Origin of the sequence: Pseudoalteromonas sp. 5Ae-yellow (genome assembly GCF_014077565.1) — a bacterium.
Classification (GTDB): domain Bacteria; phylum Pseudomonadota; class Gammaproteobacteria; order Enterobacterales; family Alteromonadaceae; genus Pseudoalteromonas.
This window is the reverse complement of the sequence record NZ_JACGWD010000003.1, coordinates 1-24,128: the sequence shown is the minus strand read 5'-3', so window position 1 is coordinate 24,128 and position 24,128 is coordinate 1. Positions and strand designations below refer to the sequence as shown.

The 24,128-nt window shown below is 40.1% G+C and carries 22 protein-coding genes; 15 read left to right on the top strand and 7 right to left on the bottom strand.

The window, feature by feature from the left end:
- Positions 1 to 87 precede the first annotated feature (87 nt).
- Entirely contained in the window at positions 88 to 2,247 is a 2,160-nt protein-coding gene (ftsY, locus tag H4J63_RS01250) for a signal recognition particle-docking protein FtsY (protein ID WP_182193915.1), read from the bottom strand.
- A 207-nt stretch (positions 2,248 to 2,454) separates the two neighbouring features.
- On the opposite strand from ftsY, the gene rsmD reads away from it, so the two are divergent.
- From rsmD to H4J63_RS01180, 14 genes are all read left to right on the top strand, one after another.
- Entirely contained in the window at positions 2,455 to 3,060 is a 606-nt protein-coding gene (rsmD, locus tag H4J63_RS01245; protein ID WP_182193912.1) for a 16S rRNA (guanine(966)-N(2))-methyltransferase RsmD, read from the top strand.
- 145 nt (positions 3,061 to 3,205) lie between these two features.
- A complete protein-coding gene (gene rpsU / locus H4J63_RS01240) occupies positions 3,206 to 3,421 on the top strand; it encodes a 30S ribosomal protein S21 (RefSeq protein ID WP_002957797.1) in 216 nt (71 codons plus the stop codon).
- Between the two features lie 19 nt (positions 3,422 to 3,440).
- Entirely contained in the window at positions 3,441 to 3,887 is a 447-nt protein-coding gene (locus H4J63_RS01235; protein ID WP_182193910.1) for a GatB/YqeY domain-containing protein, read from the top strand.
- A 244-nt stretch (positions 3,888 to 4,131) separates the two neighbouring features.
- Positions 4,132 to 5,883: a DNA primase gene (gene dnaG, locus H4J63_RS01230; RefSeq protein ID WP_182193908.1), complete on the top strand. Its 1,752-nt coding sequence runs from the start codon at positions 4,132 to 4,134 to the stop codon at positions 5,881 to 5,883.
- Positions 5,884 to 6,273: 390 nt separating this feature from the next.
- Positions 6,274 to 8,121: an RNA polymerase sigma factor RpoD gene (gene rpoD, locus H4J63_RS01225; RefSeq protein ID WP_007586533.1), complete on the top strand. Its 1,848-nt coding sequence runs from the start codon at positions 6,274 to 6,276 to the stop codon at positions 8,119 to 8,121.
- Positions 8,122 to 8,189: 68 nt separating this feature from the next.
- Positions 8,190 to 9,071 (top strand): 50S ribosomal protein L11 methyltransferase, encoded by an 882-nt coding sequence (gene prmA / locus H4J63_RS01220; RefSeq protein WP_182193906.1) that lies wholly within the window; start codon positions 8,190 to 8,192, stop codon positions 9,069 to 9,071.
- Positions 9,072 to 9,352: 281 nt separating this feature from the next.
- Complete coding sequence (gene dusB / locus H4J63_RS01215) at positions 9,353 to 10,324, top strand: tRNA dihydrouridine synthase DusB (RefSeq protein WP_010553368.1); 972 nt, start codon at positions 9,353 to 9,355, stop codon at positions 10,322 to 10,324.
- A 19-nt stretch (positions 10,325 to 10,343) separates the two neighbouring features.
- On the top strand, positions 10,344 to 10,634 hold the full coding sequence (fis, locus tag H4J63_RS01210; RefSeq protein ID WP_002957804.1) for a DNA-binding transcriptional regulator Fis: 291 nt from the start codon (positions 10,344 to 10,346) through the stop codon (positions 10,632 to 10,634).
- Between the two features lie 191 nt (positions 10,635 to 10,825).
- Positions 10,826 to 12,412, top strand: coding sequence for a bifunctional phosphoribosylaminoimidazolecarboxamide formyltransferase/IMP cyclohydrolase (gene purH, locus H4J63_RS01205; RefSeq protein ID WP_182193904.1), 1,587 nt, complete (start codon positions 10,826 to 10,828; stop codon positions 12,410 to 12,412).
- A 106-nt stretch (positions 12,413 to 12,518) separates the two neighbouring features.
- Positions 12,519 to 13,340 (top strand): class I SAM-dependent methyltransferase, encoded by an 822-nt coding sequence (locus H4J63_RS01200; protein ID WP_024600158.1) that lies wholly within the window; start codon positions 12,519 to 12,521, stop codon positions 13,338 to 13,340.
- A 15-nt stretch (positions 13,341 to 13,355) separates the two neighbouring features.
- Positions 13,356 to 14,639: a phosphoribosylamine--glycine ligase gene (gene purD, locus H4J63_RS01195; protein WP_182193902.1), complete on the top strand. Its 1,284-nt coding sequence runs from the start codon at positions 13,356 to 13,358 to the stop codon at positions 14,637 to 14,639.
- A gap of 112 nt (positions 14,640 to 14,751) precedes the next feature.
- Complete coding sequence (locus tag H4J63_RS01190; RefSeq protein WP_182193900.1) at positions 14,752 to 17,292, top strand: EAL domain-containing protein; 2,541 nt, start codon at positions 14,752 to 14,754, stop codon at positions 17,290 to 17,292.
- Positions 17,293 to 17,314: 22 nt separating this feature from the next.
- Positions 17,315 to 18,124, top strand: coding sequence for a DUF2797 domain-containing protein (locus tag H4J63_RS01185; protein WP_182193898.1), 810 nt, complete (start codon positions 17,315 to 17,317; stop codon positions 18,122 to 18,124).
- Between the two features lie 6 nt (positions 18,125 to 18,130).
- Positions 18,131 to 18,424 (top strand): hypothetical protein, encoded by a 294-nt coding sequence (locus tag H4J63_RS01180; protein ID WP_024600161.1) that lies wholly within the window; start codon positions 18,131 to 18,133, stop codon positions 18,422 to 18,424.
- 13 nt (positions 18,425 to 18,437) lie between these two features.
- On the opposite strand, the gene H4J63_RS01175 is transcribed toward H4J63_RS01180, so the two are convergent.
- The 6 genes from H4J63_RS01175 to H4J63_RS01150 all read right to left on the bottom strand — a co-directional run bounded on the left by H4J63_RS01175 (position 18,438) and on the right by H4J63_RS01150 (position 23,470).
- Positions 18,438 to 19,355 carry a histone deacetylase family protein gene (locus H4J63_RS01175; protein WP_024600162.1) on the bottom strand — a complete coding sequence of 306 codons (918 nt, stop codon included), beginning with the start codon at positions 19,353 to 19,355 and terminating at the stop codon, positions 18,438 to 18,440.
- 103 nt (positions 19,356 to 19,458) lie between these two features.
- Positions 19,459 to 21,000: a serine hydrolase gene (locus tag H4J63_RS01170; protein WP_121953768.1), complete on the bottom strand. Its 1,542-nt coding sequence runs from the start codon at positions 20,998 to 21,000 to the stop codon at positions 19,459 to 19,461.
- A gap of 7 nt (positions 21,001 to 21,007) precedes the next feature.
- Entirely contained in the window at positions 21,008 to 21,511 is a 504-nt protein-coding gene (locus H4J63_RS01165; protein ID WP_121953767.1) for a gamma-glutamylcyclotransferase family protein, read from the bottom strand.
- Positions 21,512 to 21,537: 26 nt separating this feature from the next.
- Positions 21,538 to 22,164 (bottom strand): LysE family translocator, encoded by a 627-nt coding sequence (locus H4J63_RS01160; RefSeq protein WP_182193896.1) that lies wholly within the window; start codon positions 22,162 to 22,164, stop codon positions 21,538 to 21,540.
- 11 nt (positions 22,165 to 22,175) lie between these two features.
- The gene (locus H4J63_RS01155) at positions 22,176 to 22,949 is read right to left on the bottom strand and encodes a hypothetical protein (protein WP_007586497.1); all 774 of its coding nucleotides are present in this window, start codon (positions 22,947 to 22,949) and stop codon (positions 22,176 to 22,178) included.
- 35 nt (positions 22,950 to 22,984) lie between these two features.
- Positions 22,985 to 23,470, bottom strand: coding sequence for a CreA family protein (locus tag H4J63_RS01150; protein WP_076925008.1), 486 nt, complete (start codon positions 23,468 to 23,470; stop codon positions 22,985 to 22,987).
- 207 nt (positions 23,471 to 23,677) lie between these two features.
- Here H4J63_RS01150 and H4J63_RS01145 point away from each other — a divergent pair, with 207 nt between their 5' ends.
- Positions 23,678 to 24,007, top strand: a complete 330-nt coding sequence (locus tag H4J63_RS01145) for a 5-carboxymethyl-2-hydroxymuconate Delta-isomerase (protein ID WP_024590599.1) — start codon at positions 23,678 to 23,680, stop codon at positions 24,005 to 24,007.
- Positions 24,008 to 24,128: the final 121 nt, after the last annotated feature.

The window sequence follows — 24,128 nt, the reverse complement described above, 5'->3', positions numbered from 1 at the left end:
CTTTTTATTATGCCAACTCCATTAACACATTAATGAAATTAGTATTCCTCGCAATTAAAAAGGGAGCTAGCTCCCTTTTTTGGTAAATTAAACGTCGTCCTCATCTTGGCTAAATAACGCATCAATAAAGTCATCGCTTTTAAAAGCGCGTAAATCATCAATACCTTCACCAACACCAATGTAACGAATTGGAATATTAAACTTATCTGCAACCGCAAAAATTACACCACCCTTTGCAGTTCCATCAAGTTTTGAAAGCGTAATACCAGTTAAACCAACACATTGATTAAACAGGTTTACTTGGCTAATTGCATTTTGCCCTGTGCCTGCATCGATAGTTAGCATCACCTCGTGCGGCGCATCAGGATCAATCTTTTTCATTACACGAGCTATTTTTTCAAGCTCTTGCATTAAGTTATCTTTATTTTGCAAGCGCCCAGCTGTATCAGCAATTAACACGTCTATATTACGTGCTTTAGCCGCTTGGAATGCATCAAACACAACTGATGCACTATCTGCACCTGTATGCTGTGCAATAACAGGAATGCTGTTACGTTCACCCCAAACCTGAAGCTGCTCAACAGCTGCCGCTCTAAACGTATCACCAGCAGCCAGCATAACCGACTTACCTTCGTTTTGAAATTGCTTAGCCATTTTACCAATAGTCGTTGTTTTACCAACACCATTTACGCCTACCATTAAAATGACAAACGGCTTTTTATCTTCGCTTATGACTAAAGGCTGTTCTGCCGTTTTAAGCATCGCAGCCATTTCTTGTTTCATCAACTCATAAAGCGCATCACCATCTTTTAACTGTTTACGGTTCGCTGCATCAGTTAAACGATCAATCAACTTCATGGTGGTATCAACACCTAAATCGGCGGTGAGTAATTGAGTTTCAAGATCTTCAAATAATTCGTCGTCTATTTTTTTTCCACTAAAAATAGACGCAAAACCAGAACCTATATTAACGCGAGTCTTTAACAAGCCTTTTTTAAGACGAGAGAAAAACCCTTCTTTTTTTGGCTTTTCGGCTTTTTTAGCTTCTTCAATTGCAAGTTCTGCTGTGATACGTTCTTGTTCTAAACGCTCATTTTCTGCTTCTTCAGCTGTAAGGCGTTCTTGCTCTAAGCGTTCTTGCTCTAAGCGTTCATTCTCTGCTTTTTCAGCTGCAAGGCGTTCTTGTTCTAAACGCTCATTTTCTACTTCTTCAGCTGCAATACGTTCTTGCTCTAAACGCTCATTTTCTGCTTGTTCAGCTGCAAGGCGTTCTTGCTCTAATCGTTCATTCTCTGCTTGTTCAGCTGCAAGGCGTTCTTGCTCTAAACGTTCATTTTCTGCTTTTTCAGCTGCAAGGCGTTCTTGCTCTAAACGTTCATTTTCTGCTTTTTCTAAAGCAATGCGCTCTTGCTCTAAACGTTCATTTTCTGCTTTTTCTAAAGCAATGCGCTCTTGCTCTAAACGTTCATTTTCTGCTTTTTCAGCAGTAATGCGTTCTTGTTCCAAACGTTCATTTTCAACTTTTTCAGCAGCAATGCGCTCTTGCTCTAAACGCATTTGCGCTTCTTGTTCTGCTAAACGTTTTGCTTGTTCTTGTCTTTGTACTTCAGCATCTGCCTGTTCTTTTGCTAGTAACTCAGCATTCGCTTGCTCTATTGCAAGCTTTTCAGCCTTTACAGCTTCATCCTTTTTTTCAAGGCGTATTTGCTCTAGTCGCTCAGCCTCTACTTTTTCTGCAGCCAATCGCTCTTGCTCTAACAGCATCTGCGTTTCTTGATCGGCTAAACGTTGTGCATATTCTTGTCTTTGCGCTTCTGCATCAGCTTGTTGTTTTGCAAGTAATTCAGCATTGGCCTGCTCAATTGCAATCTTTTCTGCGTTTTCAGCACGCTCTTGCTCTAAACGTTTTGCTTCAATTTGTTCAGAAGCAATACGCTCCTGATCTAAGCGCTCTGTTACGGCCTCTGCCTTTAAACGTTCAGCTTGCTCCTGTGCTAGCTTTTCTTGCTCTAGACGTTTCGCTTCAATTTGTTCAGCAGCAATACGCTCCTGCTCTAAGCGCTCTGTTTCGGCTTCTGCTTGTAAACGTTCAGTTTCAGCCTGTTGTGCAAGCTTTTCTTGCTCTAGCTTCTGCGCTTCTTCTTGCGCTAATGCTTGTTGTTTATCAGCGGCTGCTTTTTGCTCTGCTTCTTTTTTATCTGACTTGCCAAAACCGAGCCACGACATGAATTTACTTTTTTTTGTCATACTTGCTAATAACCACTTATAAAAATCTGATAAACTAAAATTTGAAATAGCTTGGCAATGCCCAGCAATAGTTGCTAATAAATACAACCATTCAAAACGTAAGTGTTCAATAGTAACACTTTTAATACGGTTGAAAAATGAAGCTACGCGTAATCACCCATAATATTATCTGAGCTAGATACCATATACCATTTTTTAGTGAGCTAAATGAGAAAAAAAACAACGCAAAATAAAGCTACTAACAAGCCCTGCGATGGCTTTATTAGAGTGATTAGTGGCCAATTTCGAGGCCGAAAACTCCCTGTTAAAAATGTAGAAGGCTTAAGACCTACTACCGATCGAATTAAAGAAACTGTATTTAATTGGCTAATGCAAGATACGCGTGACACAAATGTACTTGATTGTTTTGCAGGTTCTGGTGGGTTAGGATTTGAAGCGCTATCTCGATTTGCCAAAAACGCCACATTTATCGAGCTCGACTCGTCAGCTGCCAAGCAATTAGAACAAAACATTAGCACTTTAAAGCTCGACAACGCATACGTTAAACATACTAATTCACTCTCCTTTTTAGAGCAAAAAAACACAAACGAAGCGTTTAATCTTGTATTTGTTGACCCACCATTTCGTAAAGATTTAGCGCAAACAACCTGTGATTTATTAGAAAAAAACCAATGGTTAAGCGATGATGCATTAATTTATGTTGAAGTCGAAACAGAGTTAACCACCTTTGACAACCCAAGCAACTGGTTGTTAATTAAAGAAAAAAAGGCAGGCCAAGTGTTTTGCAAACTCTACCAGCGCCAAGTAAATTAATACTGTTTTACATGATGCGTTTCTGTTAATATTGTCCTTTACATGTGGTGTTGCTTCGGATTACAATACCGCACCATTTTTGAACCACTTGATCAATGTTTGATCAACTTGAGCAACGCTCATAATTTAGGTAGGTGAATTTTTAATGCCAGTAATTAAAGTAAGAGAGAACGAACCGTTTGACGTAGCACTTCGTCGCTTCAAGCGTTCATGTGAAAAAGCAGGAATCCTTTCAGAAGTTCGTCGTCGCGAGCACTATGAAAAACCAACAGCTGAGCGTAAGCGTAAAAAAGCTGCTGCAGTAAAACGTCACATGAAAAAACTTTCTCGTGATAACGCACGTCGCGTTAAATTATACTAATATATTAGGTCTTGTATAAATGAGCCTTTTAATAACGCTAAAAGATGCGCAAAAAGATGCGATGAGAGCTAAAGACAAACAACGTCTTAACCCTATTCGTATGGTACTTGCTGCAATCAAGCAACGTGAAATTGACGAGCGCATAGAACTAGACGACGCAGGTATTACCTCCGTTATAGTGAAGCTTGTTAAACAACGTCGTGACTCTTACACTCAGTACAAAGATGCTGGGCGTGATGATTTAGCTGATATTGAAGCCAATGAAATAGTAGCACTTGAAGCTTTCTTACCTCAAAAATTGAGTGAAGAAGAAATCATTGCTCTCATTGATGCGGCTATTGCTGATACTAACGCAGCAGGTATGCAAGACATGGGTAAAGTAATGGGTATAATCAAAAGCAAAGCCGAAGGTCGTGCCGATATGGGCATAATCTCTGGTTTAATTAAGCAACGATTAACTGCCTAATACTCCCACATACATTAAAGTATGATTGAAGTGAACCGAGCCTTGCGCTCGGTTTCTTTGTTTTTAACTTTAATAAAAAGTACACCTATTAGGTTACTTTAAAATGAAATTTTTTATAGCTTCCCTATTTATTTTGCTATCATTTTGGTAAATTAAAGCACGCTATATTTTGCATCAAGCAAGTATAAAAAAGTAAATTTCATATTCGTTATTCTTCTTATTATTTCAGGACTGTATTTTACTAATGGCTGGAAAGATCCCACGTAACTTTATAGACGATTTACTTGCCAGAACCGATATTGTCGACCTGATAGACTCAAAAGTAGGTCTAAAAAAAGCAGGTAAGGATTATCAAGCTTGCTGCCCATTTCATAACGAAAAATCGCCCTCATTTACCGTATCGCAAGACAAACAGTTTTATCATTGCTTTGGTTGTGGCGCTAATGGTAATGCAATTTCGTTTGTAATGGAGTATGAAAAGCTTGAGTTTGTAGATGCTATTGAAGAAATAGCAAGCATGCTTAACTTAGAAGTACCTCGAGAACAAGGCACAAACTCAGCACCAGAACGTACTGCTGCACAGAAGCGCTCTGATTACGATTTAATGCTTCATACTGCGCGCTTTTATCAACACCAATTAAAACACCACAGTAATTCTGCTGCCGTTATTGAATATGTAAAAGGCCGTGGTTTAAGTGGTGAAACAGTTAAAAAGTTTATGATTGGCTACGCTCCCAGCGAGTGGGATGGATTATGCCTTCAGCTTGGGCGTAATAAAGAACAAAAAGAGCAGTTGGTTGAATTAAAGCTAGCTTCAGAAAAAACACCAGGCAGACAATTTGATTTTTTCCGCGATCGCCTAATGTTCCCTATTCGCGATAAACGCGGACGCGTTATTGCATTTGGTGGGCGTGTAATGCAAGCCGACCAAGGGCCAAAATATCTAAACTCGCCAGAAACCCGAATTTTCCATAAAGGCTTTGAGCTTTATGGGCTTTACGAAGCAAAGCAAGCCCATAAAAAACTTGATCATGTAATGATTGTTGAAGGTTATATGGATGTTGTTGCCTTAGCTGAACAAGGGATTGAATATGCAGTTGCATCACTGGGGACAGCAACAACAAGCGAGCACATGCACACTTTATTTAGAACTACTGATAAAGTAATCTGTTGTTACGATGGCGACAGGGCTGGCCGTGACGCTGCTTGGCGGGCACTTGAAAATGCACTCCCTTATTTAAACGATGGTAAAGCACTACAATTTGCATTTTTACCAGATGGCGAAGACCCTGACTCGCTTGTACAAAAAGAAGGTAAGGAGCAATTCGAATTGCGCCTAAGCCAAGCAGATGACTTTACCAAAGTATTGTTTAATAAATTAAGCCAAGAGGTTGATTTAACACTCGATTCAGGAAAAGCTAAACTTCTTAGTGCAGCACTTCCACTAATTGAAAAAATTCCAAGTGAGTTTTATCAAGAAAACATTCTTGAACAATTAGGACGCTTAATTGGCAGAACGCGTGAGCAGTTGAATAGCCGTTTAAAAACGCCTAAACAACAACACTCTATTGAACGTAAATTTAAAATAACACCTATGCGCCAAGCTATCGGTATATTGATCCAGCACCCTAATTTAGCTAAAAGTGTGCCGTATTTACCTGAGCTTGCACAAATGAACATTGCTGGCATAGGGCTGTTATTACGATTACAAGAACAAGCTTTAGAAAAAGAAAATGTGACCACTGCGCAACTGCTCGAGTTTTTTCGAGGAACTGAAGATTACGAGCCATTAATCAAGCTTGCAACGTGGCAACATGAAATAAATGAAGAACGTTTAGAGACGGTTTTTAAAAATACTTTCAAGTTTATTGAAGATCAGTGTTTAAATTATCGACTCGAGACCCTATTAATAAAGGACAAGACACAAGGCCTTAGTAGCGATGAAAGGCTTGAGTGTCATTTGTTAATGACAGCGTTAAAAGCGACTAACAGCTAGGGTCTGTTTATCTTTCGAGGTTAAGTTTACAGCAGTGTGTTTGGTATTTAGGCAAGACAGAGCCTATGTAGTGTGGTTATTCCACATAAATAGGCGATAACGCAGCATAAATGCCAAACACGCGCTGCCCTTTGGGTTCGACCCAAGGGAGGTTTATTCTTTGTTGCTCGGTTTTTACTTAGCCCACTAGGTTACAAACCTCGCGCCGCGATTAAACCCCCCTTGGATAGAACAAACTTTAATCCTGAAAGACCAACAGACCCTAGTCAAAATTGATTTAAACTGTTATACTGTGCTATTCACTGCGTCACATTATTCTAGTTAGCTTTAATGCAAACTACATGATGGCGCCTGTTGTATCAACTTATCAGAGTGGAAGAAACAATCTCTATGGATCCAACTCCTCAGTCACAATTAAAACTTCTGATTCAGAAAGGTAAAGAGCAAGGCTACTTAACTTTTGCAGAAGTAAATGATCACCTTCCACAAGACATTATAGACTCAGATCAAGTAGAAGATATCATAAGCATGATTAATGATATGGGTATCAAGGTTAGCGAAAACGCGCCTGATGCTGATGAATTAATGATGCAAGAAACAACGACAGACGAAGACGCAGCTGAAGCTGCCGCTGCAGCCCTTGCGACTGTAGAAAAAGAAATCGGCCGTACAACGGATCCAGTTCGCATGTACATGCGCGAAATGGGTACTGTTGAACTTCTTACACGTGAAGGCGAAATTGTAATCGCTAAACGTATTGAAGAAGGCATTAATCAAGTACAGATTTCTGTTGCAGAGTACCCTGAAGCAATCACTTACCTGCTAGAGCAGTGGGATAAGTTTGAAGCTGAAGAAATGCGTTTAAGCGATATCATCGTTGGATTTATTGATCCTAATGAAGATACAGCGCCAATTTCAGCAACTAATATCGGTTCAGAATTAAGTGCTAAGCAACTTGATGACGATAAAGATGACAAAGATGATGCTGATAGCGATGACGAAGATGAAGAAGAAGTAGACACAGGGCCTGATCCTGAAGAAGCGCGCATTCATTTTGAAAATTTACGTGATTTATACAATAAAGCACGTGATACGTTTGAAGCTAAAGGTCGTTCGCATCCTGAATCACAAGCCGCCATTTTTGAAATTGGTGAGCTTTTCAGAACCTTTAAATTAATACCTAAACAGTTTGACCGCATGGTAAATAACATGCGTGAAATGATGGATCGTGTTCGCGTTCAAGAACGTCTAATCATGAAACAAGCTGTACAAATTGCTAAATTACCGAAGAAAACATTCGTTAAGCATTTTGCTAACAACGAAACTGACGCTTCATGGGTAGATTTAGAAATTTCAGGTAACGAAAAGTATTCAGCTAAACTTGAAGAAGTTAAGCCAGAAATCATTCGTAGCATTAATAAATTATCTGTTATTGAACAAACAACAGGTTTAAGCATTGAGCGTATTAAAGACATTAACCGTCGAATGAGCATTGGTGAAGCGAAAGCACGCCGTGCGAAAAAAGAAATGGTTGAAGCTAACTTACGTCTTGTAATCTCAATTGCTAAAAAATACACAAACCGTGGCTTACAATTCTTGGATTTAATTCAAGAAGGTAACATTGGTCTGATGAAAGCGGTTGATAAATTTGAATATCGCCGTGGTTATAAGTTCTCTACTTATGCTACGTGGTGGATACGTCAAGCAATCACTCGCTCTATTGCTGACCAAGCAAGAACAATCCGTATTCCAGTACATATGATTGAAACGATTAATAAACTTAACCGTATTTCTCGTCAAATGTTACAAGAAATGGGTCGTGAGCCAAATCCAGAAGAATTAGCAGAACGCATGATGATGCCTGAGGATAAAATCCGTAAGGTACTTAAGATTGCTAAAGAGCCAATTTCAATGGAAACACCAATCGGTGATGATGAAGATTCTCACTTAGGTGACTTTATCGAAGATACAACTATTGATTCGCCAATTGATTCGGCAACAATGGAGTCTCTTCGTGGTGCAACTAACGATGTACTTGCAGGCCTAACAGCCCGAGAAGCTAAAGTACTACGTATGCGTTTTGGTATTGATATGAATACCGACCACACCTTAGAAGAAGTAGGTAAACAGTTTGACGTAACACGTGAACGTATTCGTCAAATAGAAGCGAAAGCGCTGCGTAAATTACGCCACCCTTCTCGCTCAGATTTACTGAAAAGCTTTTTAGACGCTAAATAATTTTAGCGCTACTATATAAACTAAAAAGGCCGCTATAGCGGCCTTTTTTCTATTTGAAGGAAATAACCATGGCTTGGATCCAAATTCGTATTAATGCCAATGCTGCAACAGCTGATGCCGTAAGCGATCTATTAATGGAAGCGGGTAGCGCTTCAGTAACCTTTATTGACGCAAAAGACACCCCTATCTACGAGCCTAAAATTGGCACCGTTGTGTTCTGGGCTGATACCACAGTTATTGGCCTGTTCGAAGCTAATCATGATATGAACGCAGTCGTTGCGTTATTGAAGCGCCATGATGAGCTAAAAGACAATTTAGTATACAAAATCGAGCAACTTGAAGATAAAGACTGGGAACGTGAATGGATGGATAACTTCCACCCTATTCAATTTGGCGAAAAACTATGGATTTGCCCAAGCTGGCGCGATATTCCTGACCCTGATGCTGTAAATGTATTGCTTGACCCTGGCCTTGCTTTTGGTACGGGCACACATGCAACAACGGCCTTGTGCCTTAAGTGGTTAGAAAGCCAAGACCTAACAGGTAAAACGGTTGTTGATTTTGGTTGTGGCTCAGGCATTTTAGGTATTGCAGCTATAAAACTAGGCGCTGAGCGCATGATTGGGATTGATATCGATCCTCAAGCGCTAGAGGCAAGCTTAGATAATGCTAACCGCAATGGCGTTGCTGACAAACTTGAAGTATATCTTCCAGAAAACCAACCTGAATTTACTGCCGATATAGTCGTTGCCAATATTTTAGCCCAGCCACTTCGCGAACTACACAGTGTAATTTTAGGCTTATTAAAGCCAGGTGGTAAAATTGCCATGTCGGGCATTTTAGAAGAGCAAGCGCAATCAGTTGCTGACATTTATGCACCGTTTATTGAACTAGATGACATTGCCGTTGAAGGTGATTGGACTCGAGTTAGTGGCACTAAAAAAGCGTAATAAACTGCACAATCAAATTTAGAGCATTAGCTCAAAACCTGCATGTAAAGCCTGTATTTAACAGGCTTTACTATTTTTTTACATATTAAAAGTTTTCTGATTATTGTGTAAAAAATAAAACTTGTATGATTTTCAAACAAATCAACCTACTTGTCATGTGGTTATCAAATGTCAATACGAAAAGGGCAAAAAAAAGTTACTTTTGTTCAATTTATAGCCTTTGATTTTTGTGAAAAAAACCGTAAACTTAGCGCCCCTTGAAAAGAGGCCTATTGAATATAGTGCGTATCGGTAAATACCAACTTGAGAATAATGTAATTGTCGCGCCAATGGCTGGCATTACAGACAGACCATTTAGACAACTTTGCCGTCGTTTAGGCGCAGGGCTAGCTGTTTCTGAAATGCTATCGTCTAATCCTAAGGTTTGGAAAACGGAAAAGTCGATGAACCGTATGGATCACAGCGGTGAATCGGGTATACGCGCGGTGCAAATTGCAGGAGCAGATCCTGAGCTTATGGCGCAGGCCGCACAATTCAATGTTGCTAACGGTGCACAGATCATAGATATCAATATGGGGTGCCCAGCAAAAAAAGTGAACAAGAAACTCGCAGGCTCTGCCTTATTACAGTTTCCTGAACTTGTGGAAGAGATTATTGATGCAGTCGTTAATGCTGTTGATATACCTGTGACACTTAAAATCCGTACAGGATGGGATCCGGATAACCGTAATGGTGTAGAGATTGCGAGAATAGCTGAACGTTATGGCATTGCATCACTTGCTGTACATGGGCGTACGCGCGCATGTATGTACAAAGGTGATGCTGAGTACGCCACGATTAGGGATATAAAACGTTCAGTGTCGATTCCTGTTGTTGCCAATGGTGATATTACATCACCAGAAAAAGCAAAACAGGTTTTAGACTATACGGGTGCAGATGCCATTATGATTGGCCGAGCCGCCCAAGGTCGCCCTTGGATATTTAGGGAGATAGACCACTATTTGCGAACTGGGGAACATTTACAGCCGCCTGCTATTGCAGAGGTGCGCAGTATTTTAATGGAGCATTTAACAAACCTCCATCTGTTTTACGGTGAGCCAATGGGAGCGCGAATTGCTCGCAAACATGTATCTTGGTATTTGCAAACCCATGACAGTGATGGTCAGTTTAGGCGAGTATTTAATGCGCTCGACAACCCACAGGCACAGGTCGTCGCATTAGAGCAATACTTTAAAACACTAGCAGCTAACTAAGAAAGAAAGAGACTTAATAATGTTCGAACAAAACGTGACTTCTCCATTTATCACTAACCCTCATGTTCAGTCACACGAGAAACCGCAGCCATTGCGTGATGCAGTAAAAAAAGCTGTTCACCACTATTTAAAGCAGCTTAACGGTCAAGATGTGCAAGACGTTTACGACCTTGTTCTTTCAGAGCTAGAAGCGCCATTACTTGAAGAAGTGATGACATATACACGTGGTAACCAAACTCGTGCAGCAATTTTACTAGGTATCAACCGTGGTACTTTACGTAAAAAGCTTAAAAAATACGGCATGAACTAATATGCTGGCTGTGATTTACCACAGCTAATTATTAAAAAAGCACCCTAGGGTGCTTTTTTTATGCCCGTAATTTAATAGCCGAGTTGCAAAATGCTCACCCTCATTAGCGCTTTATAAGTCGTTTTTTGAGTTGTAATCAGTTAAAATGCCCGCTTCTAAGCTAGCTCATTAACTGAGGAAATCAAACTACAATGGATACTCATCGTCCCATTCGTCGCGCACTATTAAGTGTGTCTGATAAAACCGGTATTGTTGAATTTGCCCGTGCACTTGAAGCGCAAGGCGTTGATATATTATCAACTGGCGGCACATGTAAACTACTTGCTGATAATGGCATAAAAGTGACTGAAGTATCAGATCACACAGGCCACCCTGAAATCATGGATGGTCGTGTAAAAACACTTCACCCAAAAATTCACGGCGGCATATTAGCCCGTCGCGGACAAGATGAAAGCGTAATGGCAGATAACAACATTTCTGCTATCGACATAGTTGTAGTTAACTTATACCCCTTTGCGAATACAGTCGCTCAAGAAAACTGCAGCCTTGAAGATGCCATTGAAAATATTGATATTGGCGGCCCTACAATGGTTCGTGCTGCCGCTAAAAACCACAAAGACGTAACAATCGTGGTAAACGCGAGCGACTACGACCGTGTTATTAGCGAAATGCAAAACAACAATGGTTCAACAACGTACAAAACACGTTTTGATTTAGCGATTGCCGCCTACGAGCACACTGCACAATACGATGGCATGATTGCTAACTACTTCGGTAAAATGGTGCCTGATTACACCGAGGAAGCTGCTGTAGAGACTAAATTCCCACGTACTATCAATATGCAGTTCACTAAAAAGCAAGATATGCGTTACGGTGAAAACTCACATCAAGATGCTGCTTTTTATGTTGAAAATGACATTGCTGAAGCATCAGTTGCAACAGCAACTCAATTGCAAGGTAAGGCCCTTTCGTTTAACAACATTGCAGATACCGATGCAGCACTTGAATGTGTTAAAGAATTTGACGTACCTGCGTGCGTAATTGTAAAACATGCTAATCCGTGTGGTGTTTCAATTGGGGACAATATTCTACAAGCATACGAGCGCGCTTTTAAAACAGACCCTACATCAGCATTTGGTGGCATTATTGCCTTTAACCGAGAGCTAGATGCAGCAACTGCACAAGCAATTGTTGACCGTCAGTTTGTTGAAGTAATTATTGCACCTAGTATTTCGAGCGACGCTGCAAAAATTGTTGAAGCTAAAAAGAACGTGCGCCTATTAGAGTGTGGACAGTGGACAGGTAAAGCCGCTGGCCAAGATATTAAACGCGTTAATGGCGGTATTTTAGTTCAAGACCGCGATTTAGGCATGGTAACGCAAGGCGACTTAAAAGTTGTTTCTAAACGTCAACCTACAGAGCAAGAACTTAAAGATTTACTATTTTGCTGGAAAGTAGCTAAGTTTGTTAAATCAAACGCGATTGTTTATGCCCGTGACGGTATGACCATTGGTGTAGGCGCAGGCCAAATGAGCCGCGTATACTCAGCTAAAATTGCAGGCATAAAAGCAGCAGATGAAAACCTTGAAGTTAAAGGTTCAGTTATGGCGTCTGATGCGTTCTTCCCATTCCGTGATGGAATTGACGCTGCAGCAGCCGCTGGCATTACTGCGGTAATTCAGCCTGGTGGCTCAATGCGTGATGAAGAAGTGATTGCAGCTGCTGATGAAGCTGGCATGGCAATGGTGCTTACTGGTATGCGCCATTTCCGCCACTAATCACACAAAGGGTTAAACGTTGGTTTAACCCTTTTTGTTTGCTATAAATTCACGTATTCTGATTATTCAATAACCTATTTAAAATTATAATGTGAAGGAACAAACAATGAAATTTGCGCTAAAATCGCTACTTGTAGCCACACTAACGATGACATCGACTATGGCGCTTAGCCATAACCACGAATCGAGCCTAGAGCATGCACTTCAATCAAGCGAACGTAGCGCTAAAAACAGCGTTCGTGACGAATATCGTCACCCGGCTCAAACACTAGCATTTTTTGGCTTTAAACCAACTATGACAGTTGTTGAAATTGCGCCAGGCGGTGGTTGGTATAGTGAAATTTTAGCGCCAGCACTAAAAGAGCAAGGCACTTATTATGCCGCGCATTTTCCTGCTGATTCATCAGTTGGCTACTACCAGCGCTCTCTTGCAGGCTTTGAACAAAAAGTAGCTGAAGATAAGCGCTTTAGTAGCGTTAAAATTACTGAGTTTGCACCTGTAACACATTTAGATATTGCGCCAGCTGGCAGTGCCGATATGGTTTTAACATTCCGTAATGTGCATAACTGGTACATGGGTAAAGATAAAAGCGGTGCATTAAGTGCATTCCAAGCTTTTTACAAAGCCCTTAAACCAGGTGGTACATTAGGTTTAGTTGAACACCGTTTAGCTGAAGAACGTGCTGACGAAGATCAAAAAACATCAGGTTATATGAAGCAGAGCTACGTAGTAGACCTTGCTAAACAAGCTGGGTTTGAATTAGTGGCAAGCAGTGAAATAAATGCAAATCCAAAAGATACAGCCGATCACCCTAAAGGTGTATGGACGCTACCACCAAGCTTAAGACTCGGCGAACAAGATGCTGACAAATACAAAGCCATTGGTGAAAGCGACCGCATGACGCTGAAATTTAAGAAACCGCTTTAAATAGGAATTTTCGCCATGAATGTTTTAGTCATTGGCAGCGGCGGCCGCGAACACGCACTTGCGTTTAAAGCCGCTCAAAACACCAAAGTAAATACTGTATTTGTAGCCCCTGGTAATGCAGGTACTGCACTTGAACCAAAACTTGAAAACGTAGCAATAAACGTTGACGACTTAGAGGGTTTACTAAGTTTTGCACAGCAAAATAAGGTAGAGCTTACTATTGTAGGTCCAGAAATACCGTTAGTACTGGGTGTTGTTGATAAGTTTCGTGAACATAACATGGCTATTTTTGGCCCAACGGCAGGCGCAGCCCAGCTTGAAGGCTCTAAATCGTTTACTAAAGATTTTTTAGCACGCCACAATATTCCATCAGGCGATTATCAAACGTTTGAACAGATTGACCCTGCCCTTGCTTATTTAAAAGAAAAAGGCGCGCCAATTGTTGTAAAAGCAGATGGTTTAGCTGCAGGTAAAGGCGTAATTGTAGCAATGACGGAAGCCGATGCCGAAGATGCTATTCGCGATATGCTTGCGGGTAATGCTTTTGGCGATGCGGGAAGTCGTGTTGTTATCGAAGAGTTTTTAGACGGTGAAGAAGCGTCTTTCATTGTAATGGTTGATGGCAAAAACGTATTACCATTTGCTACAAGTCAGGACCATAAACGCGCTTACAATGGCGATGCCGGTCCTAATACGGGTGGTATGGGTGCATACTCACCTGCGCCAGTTGTTACTGATGAAATCCACCAGCGTATTATGAACGAAGTGATCTACCCTACGGTAGAAGGCATGGCAAGCGAAGGCCATCCGTACACCGGCTTTTTATACGCAGGTTTGATGATTGACGAAACAGGTACCCCTAAAGTTATTGAGTACAATTGTCGCTTTGGCGATCCTGAGACTCAACCAATGATGCTACGTTTACAATCAGACCTAGTTGAATTGATTGAAGCTGCTAACCGTGTAGAACTTGATAAAACAACGATTAAGTTTGACCCACGCGCAGCCGTTGGTGTTGTACTTGCAGCTAAAGGTTACCCTGGTGATTACCCTAAAGGTGATGCAATTTCGGGGCTAAAAGTTGATTATCCTGCGGGTGAAAAAGTGTTTCATGCGGGTACTAAGCAAAGTGGCAATGACGTTGTAACCGCAGGCGGTCGCGTATTATGCGCAACAGCACTTGGTAATACCGTTACGCAAGCGCAGCAGCGCGCCTATGAGCTTGTTAAACAAATTAGCTGGGATGGTATGGAATATCGTACTGATATTGCTTACCGTGCTATTGCACGCGAGCAATAGCTTGTAATACCTATTCATTGGTATAACCAATTAATTTAACTAAAAAAGCGCAGTTTCCCTGCGCTTTTTTAGTGCTACACTAATTAAAAGGTTTTTTGAAAGTACACAAACGTTGGAACTAAGAACTTTACGTTATCATGCAATTGCTGTTGCCATACTGATCTTTATATTTTTTATAATCAGTACATTGGCATCAAACCTTGTCGTGCCTACACGATATACAATTGATAAAACGGCTCCAATGTACCTCGATTACGCCTACTACATTGACGAAACTAAAACTAAAACATTCGATACCATCATTAACCAACTTGAATTACTTACTCATCAACCATTTTCAGATGTTCCATGGAGTTTTAGCCAGCAAAACTATTGGTTGTTTCTTGATTTAGAAAATAAAAGCCTTAACAAGCAAAATGTTGTGGCACATTTTGATAACCCTATGGTCGATCACCTTACGGTTTATCGCCTCGACAAAAATAACAAACTAATTGAAACATACAAACTCGGCGATAAAGAAGAAGCCCTCTCTTTGTTTGAATACAGCGTACCGCATATTCGTTTTTTAGTAGAAAGAAAGTCGTCACAGCGCCTAGTAATGAAAATAGACACAATCGGCATAAGTAAAACACCTGTAAACTTATATCGTGATAAAGAGTTTATTGACTTAGTGCGCTCTCAAACTGGGATCTGGGGTATTTTTGTAGGCGTGCTATTGATGGCTGCGCTTTATAACTTGGTGCTTTATTTTGGCATAAAAGACCGTGTTTATTTAATTTATATTGGCTACATCGTCAGTGCTATTACGCTAATGGGGGCTGTATTAGGTTTTGGTTTTTATATATGGCCTAATCACTGGCAGCTCCTTATAAACGAACAAGTCGTATTTAGTAATTATGGTGTCGCTTTTTTCACCCTTTCTTTTTGCATCATGTTTTTGCGCTACCATAAGGATAAATGCTGGCGTTACAAAATGAGCATCGCCCTACTTTGGCTTATGTTTATTCTTGCTGTATGTAGCTTATTTATTCCCGAGAACATAGCGGCTCCTATATTTTTTGGTGTGATGGCACTACTTTATATTACCTGTATTATTTTAATATATAACAAGTTACGTAGTGGTTTTAGGTGGGCTAAGTTTTATGTTTTTTCATGGATACCACTAATAATTGGTGCGGTAATTCAACCTATGGAACTTACTGGAGTTTTACCGTATACCTTTACAACTCGCCATGCCTTTTTAGTTGCTATTTTGTGTGAAGTTATTTTAATGGCAATGGCATTAGCAGACCGAGTAAGGTATCAGCGAGAGCGTGCGCTTTACCATGCCACGCACACACAACAAACAAGGTTACTTAATAGCTCTAAGCTAAAACAAGCATTTATGGCACTACAAAGTCAAAACCGCTCAACAACTTTATGCCTAATAAAAATACGTCACTTTAATTCGCTCAATACTATTATTACCTCTTCTCAGGGCTACACACTCATAAAGCATGTAGCCAAAGAGCTTGAATTAGAACTAAGCCATGAACGCGAATTTACAAACCTCGAAACAGATTTAAACACCAGCCCACGCTTAGCCGATTTGAGTAGTGGCGTATTTGCCTGTATTTCTACTAAAACACAAAACCAAGAAATGCTAGAAACATTATTAACAAAAATAATTAGTAGCCTGCCAAAACAATATGAAATTAAAGGACTAAACCTGCAGCTTAGCTACAGCATAGGTATTAGTAGTGCAGGTAAAAGTAACGATTTTGAATATTGGTTAAAACGTGGTTATTTAGCGCTTAAAAAAGCAAAAAGTAGCGCTAATCAAGTTGGGTCATCGTCAAACACAAATAACCTGATGATGGATGTTGCTTTAGCTGCTAAGTTGCAAAAAGCCATCCAAACCAATCAACTAGCGCTTTACTATCAACCTCAAATTAATTTATTCAGTAACCAAGTAAGTGGCGCAGAAGCTTTATTACGTTGGCCCGATCCAACTTACAGCAACTTATCAATTGAAGAATTAATAATACTTGCTGAGCACACAGGTATTATTAACGAGCTAACACTGTGGGTAATAGAGCAAGCCTGTAAAGACATAGTCAAGCTTATAAAAAATGGTTATAACGAGCACACAATTAGCGTAAATTTAAGTGCTAAAAATCTAACTATAAATAACTTAGCCGAAAAAGTAGAAAACATTTTAATTAAATACCAAGTGCCGGCACAGTTACTTAAATTTGAACTTACCGAATCCGCATTCGTAGATAGCCAAGATGCGCTTATAAAGCTAGTTGATGAGTTAACAGCATTAGGCATTAAAGTGGTACTGGATGACTTTGGAACCGGCTACGCGTCACTTAGCTACTTAGTTAATTATCACTTTAGTGAACTTAAAATAGATAAGTCATTTGTTTTTGATTTACCTAATAACCCAACTCACCAAGTTATTGTACAAACAGCCATTGATATGGCGCATAACCTCAATTTATCAATAACAATTGAGGGGGTAGAAACCCAAGAAATTCATCACTTACTCAAAGATATGAACGCTGACTACGCCCAAGGTTATTTATATGCAAAAGCACTGCCTTACACCGACTATTTACACTTCTTAAAAAGCCAATATAGCTTAAAAATGTTAGACTCCTCTTTTTAACATCTTTAGGGGCCAAGTAAAGATGCAAGGCACACTGCGTAAACTAAAATCGAGCTTAACCGAACCAGTACAATATCACTTACCTGTCGGTGAGCACTTAGTAGACTTAAATGCATTCATAGGTAAGGAGCTTACGCTTACCTTTAGTGGCACTATTTTATGTTCTAACTGCGGTAAAAAAACCAAAAAAAGCTATTCTCAAGGTCACTGCTTTGTATGTATGCGCAAGCTTGCTAGTTGCGATATGTGTATTATGAAACCAGAAACCTGCCATTATGATAAAGGCACATGCAGAGAGCCACAGTGGGGCGAAGCAAATTGTATGACTCCACACTATGTATATCTCGCTAACACCTCTGGGTTAAAAGTAGGTATTACCCGCCACACACAAATACCGACTCGTTGGGTTGATCAAGGCGCGACTCAAGCATTGCCTATTTTTAAAGTGCAAACTCGCCTGCAATCAGGTTTAGTGGAAGTTGCATTGGCTGAATTTATTGCCGACAAAACTAATTGGCGCAATATGTTAAAAGGTCAAAACGAAGCAATTGACTTAAAAGCAGCTGCAGCCGAACTGATCCCACAAATTAGTGAGAAGCTAAATGAGCTAAGTGAATTATTTGGTGCAACAGCAATAGAACAACTTGATGAAGATGTGGTTGATTTAGACTTCCCAGTAACCGAGTATCCTACAAAAATCAGCTCATTTAACTTTGACAAAGACCCTGTAGTAAGTGGTATTTTACAAGGTATTAAAGGCCAATACTTAATTTTTGAAAAAGGCGTTATTAATATTCGTAAATTTACGTCTTATGAAGTAACCGTAGGCTAACGAGCTATGTTAAACAGCTACCCACAGTTATTGGTTATTTATAATGAGCTTGAGATAGCCCATAACCAACAAGAGCAACAAGAATGCTTACACAGCGTTACGCAAAGTGAGCTAAGCGATGTGCGAGTACTTAATAAGCAAGGTGACTTCCTTAATTTACAAGGCACTGCTTGCCCTAAATTGAATGGCGAGCAGCTAGCACAGCTTGTTACAGCTTACTTATTAAATGAAGGGCAATGCTGCCTTGGTAAAATCAAAACCCTAAGTGCAGCGCAGGCGTTTGATTTACTAGGGTTATAAACTCTCTTTTTATTTAAAGTTCAGTAAGTACTTTTATATGCGCTACAGCACTGCGACCTAAAGCTGATAGCGCATAGCCACCCTCTAAATACGAAATAACCCCTTTGCAACCGCCCTCTTTAGCAACACCACATAGTTGCTCGGTAAGCCAAATGTAGTCATCCTCAACAAACTTTAAGCTTGCCATATCATCTTCTAGGTGAGCATCAAACCCTGCGCTTATAAAAAGTAATTCAGGCTTAAACGCTTTTAATTTTGGTAACCATTGCCCAGTAAACACCTCTTTTAGGTCGTCGCCATTGCTAGCAATTGGCAGAGGTGAATTAACAATATGACTATTATTTTTAACCGCTGTATTAGGATAAAACGGATACTGAAATAACGAACAAAGCAGTACGTTTTCGTCATCAATAAAAATGTCTTGTGTGCCATTACCGTGGTGTACATCAAAGTCAGCAATCGCAATACGTTTAACTCCTTTGCTTTGGGCGTACTTAACAGCAATGGCTAAGTTATTAAATACACAAAATCCGGATGACGAATCTTTATTAGCATGATGCCCTGGCGGGCGCACAGAACAAAAAGCGGCATCGAGTTTATCAGCAAGTATTTCATCAACAGCTAAAACCCCCGCACCTACTGCACGCTCAATCGCTTTAAACGAATCTGGGCATAGCCAAGTATCGCCATCTAAATTAGCAAGCCCTTCGGTTGGTATTGTGGCTTCTACGTGTTTAACTAAAGATTCATCGTGAGCAAGTAAATAATGCTCACGCTCGGCTTTAGGGGCTTGAAGGTGGGTTAAGCCAACATCTACACCGCTGGCTAATAATCTGTCGGTAATTGCATCTAAGCGCTCAGGACACTCAGGATGGTCGTCTATCATTTTATGCTTACGGCAATGAGGATGAGAAATAACAGCGGTACGCATAAAAAGTCCCTTACAAGGTGTAAAAACTTAATATAACAAAGCCACCGACGGGTGGCTTTGCGACTTTGGTTTATATCAACATTTTAAATATCAAAGCTATTAGCTACTTTGCCTTTAAATGCAGGTTTCTAAAATCAAAGCTAAAGTCGGTAACCGCTGTTGATACTGCACGCATTTTAGCGCTATTTACACGGTTTTGTGAGCTCATTTCAAAACGAATAAACGCATCCGCTTCAAGCAGTTTTTCATCCCACTTAACTATAAATGTATTACCAGTGTAATGCTCAAGTGTGCCTTTTAAGCGCTTGGTATGCGTAAAATCAATATGCAATTTACTATCAAGCTGCTCAATAATCACATCGCCATACCAATCATCATGTAATGTACCGGTGTAATTAATGTTTGGTAATTGCGGTTGGTAGTCAGCCGGAGCTTCTGGTTTTGCATTAGCGTACGCGTGTTGTTTACCTTCAAAATGACTTTTAGCTAAATCTTCTACCCAGTCTTTATCTTCAAGCTCAAGCGCATCTTCAAGTACTTCATGGGTTACCGCCGAAAGCGCACCAAAAGCTTGTTGATTAGATAAAATAACAATACCAAGCTTTTTCTCAGGCAATAAAGTAACTTGCGATACCATCCCTAAAATACCACCACCGTGACCTAGCTTTTTAAAGCCGTGATAGTCTTCAATGCTCCAACCTAACCCATAACCTCTAAACTGCTGATGATACGATTCAAACGCGCTTTTAGACGCCATAGACGTAATATGTGGGTGCCACATTTGCGCTTGTTGCTTTTCGCTAAATAGCTGCTTGCCGTTTGGCATTTTACCGCCTGCTAATTGTGTACGAAGCCACTGGCTCATGTCGCTTACACTTGAAGCAATTGCACCTGCACCTCTAAAATCTTCTAGGTAGTTCACAAAAAATGGATGAAGCGTGCCATCCATAGGAATATGACCGGTTGCCCAGTTTTTATTACTTTCTGGAATACGCGAAAATCCCGCGCGCGAGTTGTCCATGTGTAGCGGCTGCAATATGTTTTTTTCGATATAATCATTCCAACTCATACCCGATACACGCGCAACTACTTCGCCAGCGGTAACAAACATTAAGTTGTTATAAGCATACTTACTACGAAAACTGCTCGCTGGTTTTAAATACTGTAATCCCGCTAAAATTTCATCAACTGACTTGTCGGTACTTGGCCAAATCATTAAATCGCCTTGCCCAAGTCCCAGCCCACTGCGGTGGCTTAATAAATCACGAATACGCATTTCGCGTGTTACGTATGAGTCGTATAATCTAAATTCTGGTAAATGATCAATGACGCGGTCATCCCAGCTTAATTTACCTTCATCAACCAACTTTGCCAGTGCCGCAGTAGTGAATGCTTTGGTGTTTGAAGCAATACCAAATAAAGTGTCTTTGTTTACTTTTTTGTTGGTATCGAGATTAGTTACACCAAAGCCTTTAGCAAATATCACTTTATCGTTTTCAACAATGGCGACTGCCATACCGGGTACGTCAAAACGTGCCATTGAGGCTTTAATAACATCGTCAATTTTGTTGGTATCAACTTGTGCCCAGCTACTAAACGTAGTGCCCGCTAATAGTGCAATTGCGGCAAGTTTGGTTAATTTCATATCAATCCTATTTTATTATTTTTTGATGAACTGCAAATTCAATTGCTGCGCGTTCTTGATTGGTATCGCTTTTTTGTGCGCGATTTAATATCGCATCACTGTATTCTTTTGGTACGCCCGCTTCAAGTGATCCGCGATGAACGTGTTTTATGTACCAATCGTATGGTAGTACGTCGCTGTCGTGGGTATTAGCTATATAACAATGTGCAGTTACAGTCTCACCCGTTAAAAGCGTTGGGGCTATATCTACGCAGTCGTAACCTACGCCCTCAATACTATCTAAAATAACTTTTTCATCTTCATTAAGCTCATAAATAACGCCGTAAACCAGCGCGTCTTCTTTATCACTTGGGCAAATACTGCACTTGCCTGAGCCATCTTTAAATAGCATATCAAAAGTTAGCTCATAACCTTTAAGTACCGCTGTTCCTACACGCTTTACATTCGGTAAGCGCGCTAGCAAACGATTAGATGACATATTAGAGCCAAACGAAAAATTATATAACGGCATTTTATCTCCTACACTTTTTAAATAAGTTAAATAACAACACGTACTGCAAGGGCAATTAAAATAACGCCAATTCCACGGTCAAACCAATAACCGCGTTGTTGGAAAAAACCCCTTACATTATTTCTAGAAAGTATCATTGAAAGCATTGAAAACCACGCCCACGTAGCCAATGCCATGTATACGCCGTAGCCTACCTGTATACTAGTAGGTGTTGTTGGACTAATCACGAGTGTAAATAACGACATAAAAAATAACGTGGCTTTTGGGTTTAATGCATTTGTGAAAAAGCCTCGCCTAAAAGCAAGCCAAAGAGGTTCTTCGACTACCGTTTTTATTTCTACATTGTCTTGATTACTTGTTGGTGGTTTTGCCGCTCTAAGCGCCTGCACACCTAAATAAGCTAAATAGGCACCAGCCACATATTTAAGCGCCATAAATAAGCTAGGTGACTGCGTTAAAATAAGCGCAACACCTAAAACACAATAGGCAACGTGTAATAAAATAGCAGCGCCAACACCGGCACTTGTCCAGAGTGCATTGCCCCTTCCTTGTTGCACACTTTGCTTAAGTACTACGGCAAAGTCAGGCCCTGGGCTTGCTACTGCAAAAAAATGAGCAATAACAATCAGTAAAAATTCATCTAAGTATTCCACGCAGATCCTTGCTAGTTTGGCGAATAAGCTAATAACAGCGGGTTAGCCGAGTTATTTACCAATGCTTTAATTTCTTTTTGCGCTTTTTTAAACTGACCACGTAAATGCGGCTTTAAGTGTTTTTTAGACACTTTATCGTTTTTAAAGTAACTAATCAGAGCATGCATAAATACCGTATGTGTTTCACTTAACTTAGCTTCACGGTTAGCGTATGGATTATAACAAGAGCCACAACCGCCTTTAAACTGATACACCGTGTTGCTCATCATCACACCAAACCCTAAAAAACAAGCAAGGGCATCTGCAGCTTGTGGTAAATACTCCCTACCACCTGGCGGTAGCACCCCAACGTGATGAATAAGTATGGTGGCCAATGTACCCGCATAACTTGCCACTAAATCTTGTGGCTGATTAATCTGATTAGGATTAAAAGAGATACTGACCTTATGGCTTGGCGGCACAATTAAATGACTGCCTTCGCCACGTATTTCATCACTAAATTCAAAGTGCGGAAAAACTTGCGGTTGTAACTGCTGCGGTGCAACTAGTTGAATAGGCCATGCATTCATACCCGCGTAATTAGTAACGCGGGTAAATACATTACTCGCCATTTCCTCAATGCTCGATACCGAATCGGGGAAAAAAGTGGCCGTTGGCAGTATTATTTGAGTGTGCTTTGTAAAAAACTCAGCATCAAAATTTTCTACAGCCCAAATAAATGTATCAATAAGCCATTGCTGCTCTTGATCTTCCAACAAAGGTGCCGATTTGAATAAAGCTAACATAAGGTGCTCTTTTAGATTTTAGTTTAGGTGCTAGTTTAGTTTTTTTGTGTAAGCGCCCAATCCCACGCTTGAGTATTGTATAGCGGCACTGTTGATAGTGCATGGTGGTGGCTACCACTGGATTCTTTAGTTGAATACGATAAATACAATAAGGTACGGTTTTCAGCATCGTAAATACGGCGCACTTTTAGTGATTTAAATAATATACTTTTAGATGATTTAAATATCACCTCACCTGATTTACTGCGGTCTATTTTTTGTAGTTGCTGCGCTGTAATAGGTCCTGTTTGACGACACGCTATAGACATATCTGACGGGTCAGAAAAGTCCAAATTAGCCTCTATATGACTAATATGACAAGTAACGCCTTCGAGGATTGGATCTTGCTGCGAATTAACTACAACATCTTTAGTTGTAAATAACCCAAGACTTACCGACGCAACATCATCAGAGCAAGCACTTAATGTAACAACAGCACCTGCAAGTAAAACTAAACGTTTAAATTTTTGTGGTAATTTCATACTTATCCTTAATTAATATATAAGTAACTTAGCACCTACGTTACTAAGCGAAGGTTCACCTGTATGTTTTTATACTAACATCAAAAATAAATACGACTAAATTAGTTTAAAGTAAAGATTTTAGATAGCTCAGGGTTTAGCGAACCCTGTTGTATTTGATACAATTAACTCTCGCTCATGCAGTAACTCATAATAGGAAACGCCTAAATGCCGCACATTATTATTGAACACTCAGAAGACCTCCCTGTATTACCACAAGTTCTCGTAGAAAAAATTCACAATACCGCCTTTGAAAGCGATTTATTTGAGTTAGAAACCATAAAAACGCGCGCTATTGCTTATCAGCAATATCAACTAGGCGCAGGAAAATCAGGGTTTATACATATTGCGGTACATATATTAGCTGGGCGCTCAATTGAACAAAAGCAAATGCTAAGCGAACTGCTACTTTCGTGCTTAAAAACATATTGCAGAGCATCAGACAGCCTAAGTGTAAATATTTACGATATTGAGCATGAAATATACCGTAAAAATTAGGGCGTGTTGATCTTTGTGGTATGAAAAACAAACAGCATGAAGATAAGGTATAATTGAATTCGCCAGAAAACTTTACACCGAACCTACATGCCAAGATTAATGTTAACAGACGGGACATGGA

What these genes read in the sequence shown, in the direction of transcription:
- ftsY (WP_182193915.1), bottom strand. Translation starts at nt 2,247, where the DNA reads ATGACAAAAAAAAGTAAATTCATGTCGTGGCTCGGTTTTGGCAAGTCA.
- rsmD (WP_182193912.1), top strand. Translation starts at nt 2,455, where the DNA reads ATGAGAAAAAAAACAACGCAAAATAAAGCTACTAACAAGCCCTGCGAT.
- rpsU (WP_002957797.1), top strand. Translation starts at nt 3,206, where the DNA reads ATGCCAGTAATTAAAGTAAGAGAGAACGAACCGTTTGACGTAGCACTT.
- H4J63_RS01235 (WP_182193910.1), top strand. Translation starts at nt 3,441, where the DNA reads ATGAGCCTTTTAATAACGCTAAAAGATGCGCAAAAAGATGCGATGAGA.
- dnaG (WP_182193908.1), top strand. Translation starts at nt 4,132, where the DNA reads ATGGCTGGAAAGATCCCACGTAACTTTATAGACGATTTACTTGCCAGA.
- rpoD (WP_007586533.1), top strand. Translation starts at nt 6,274, where the DNA reads ATGGATCCAACTCCTCAGTCACAATTAAAACTTCTGATTCAGAAAGGT.
- prmA (WP_182193906.1), top strand. Translation starts at nt 8,190, where the DNA reads ATGGCTTGGATCCAAATTCGTATTAATGCCAATGCTGCAACAGCTGAT.
- fis (WP_002957804.1), top strand. Translation starts at nt 10,344, where the DNA reads ATGTTCGAACAAAACGTGACTTCTCCATTTATCACTAACCCTCATGTT.
- purH (WP_182193904.1), top strand. Translation starts at nt 10,826, where the DNA reads ATGGATACTCATCGTCCCATTCGTCGCGCACTATTAAGTGTGTCTGAT.
- H4J63_RS01200 (WP_024600158.1), top strand. Translation starts at nt 12,519, where the DNA reads ATGAAATTTGCGCTAAAATCGCTACTTGTAGCCACACTAACGATGACA.
- purD (WP_182193902.1), top strand. Translation starts at nt 13,356, where the DNA reads ATGAATGTTTTAGTCATTGGCAGCGGCGGCCGCGAACACGCACTTGCG.
- H4J63_RS01185 (WP_182193898.1), top strand. Translation starts at nt 17,315, where the DNA reads ATGCAAGGCACACTGCGTAAACTAAAATCGAGCTTAACCGAACCAGTA.
- H4J63_RS01180 (WP_024600161.1), top strand. Translation starts at nt 18,131, where the DNA reads ATGTTAAACAGCTACCCACAGTTATTGGTTATTTATAATGAGCTTGAG.
- H4J63_RS01175 (WP_024600162.1), bottom strand. Translation starts at nt 19,355, where the DNA reads ATGCGTACCGCTGTTATTTCTCATCCTCATTGCCGTAAGCATAAAATG.
- H4J63_RS01170 (WP_121953768.1), bottom strand. Translation starts at nt 21,000, where the DNA reads ATGAAATTAACCAAACTTGCCGCAATTGCACTATTAGCGGGCACTACG.
- H4J63_RS01165 (WP_121953767.1), bottom strand. Translation starts at nt 21,511, where the DNA reads ATGCCGTTATATAATTTTTCGTTTGGCTCTAATATGTCATCTAATCGT.
- H4J63_RS01155 (WP_007586497.1), bottom strand. Translation starts at nt 22,949, where the DNA reads ATGTTAGCTTTATTCAAATCGGCACCTTTGTTGGAAGATCAAGAGCAG.
- H4J63_RS01150 (WP_076925008.1), bottom strand. Translation starts at nt 23,470, where the DNA reads ATGAAATTACCACAAAAATTTAAACGTTTAGTTTTACTTGCAGGTGCT.
- H4J63_RS01145 (WP_024590599.1), top strand. Translation starts at nt 23,678, where the DNA reads ATGCCGCACATTATTATTGAACACTCAGAAGACCTCCCTGTATTACCA.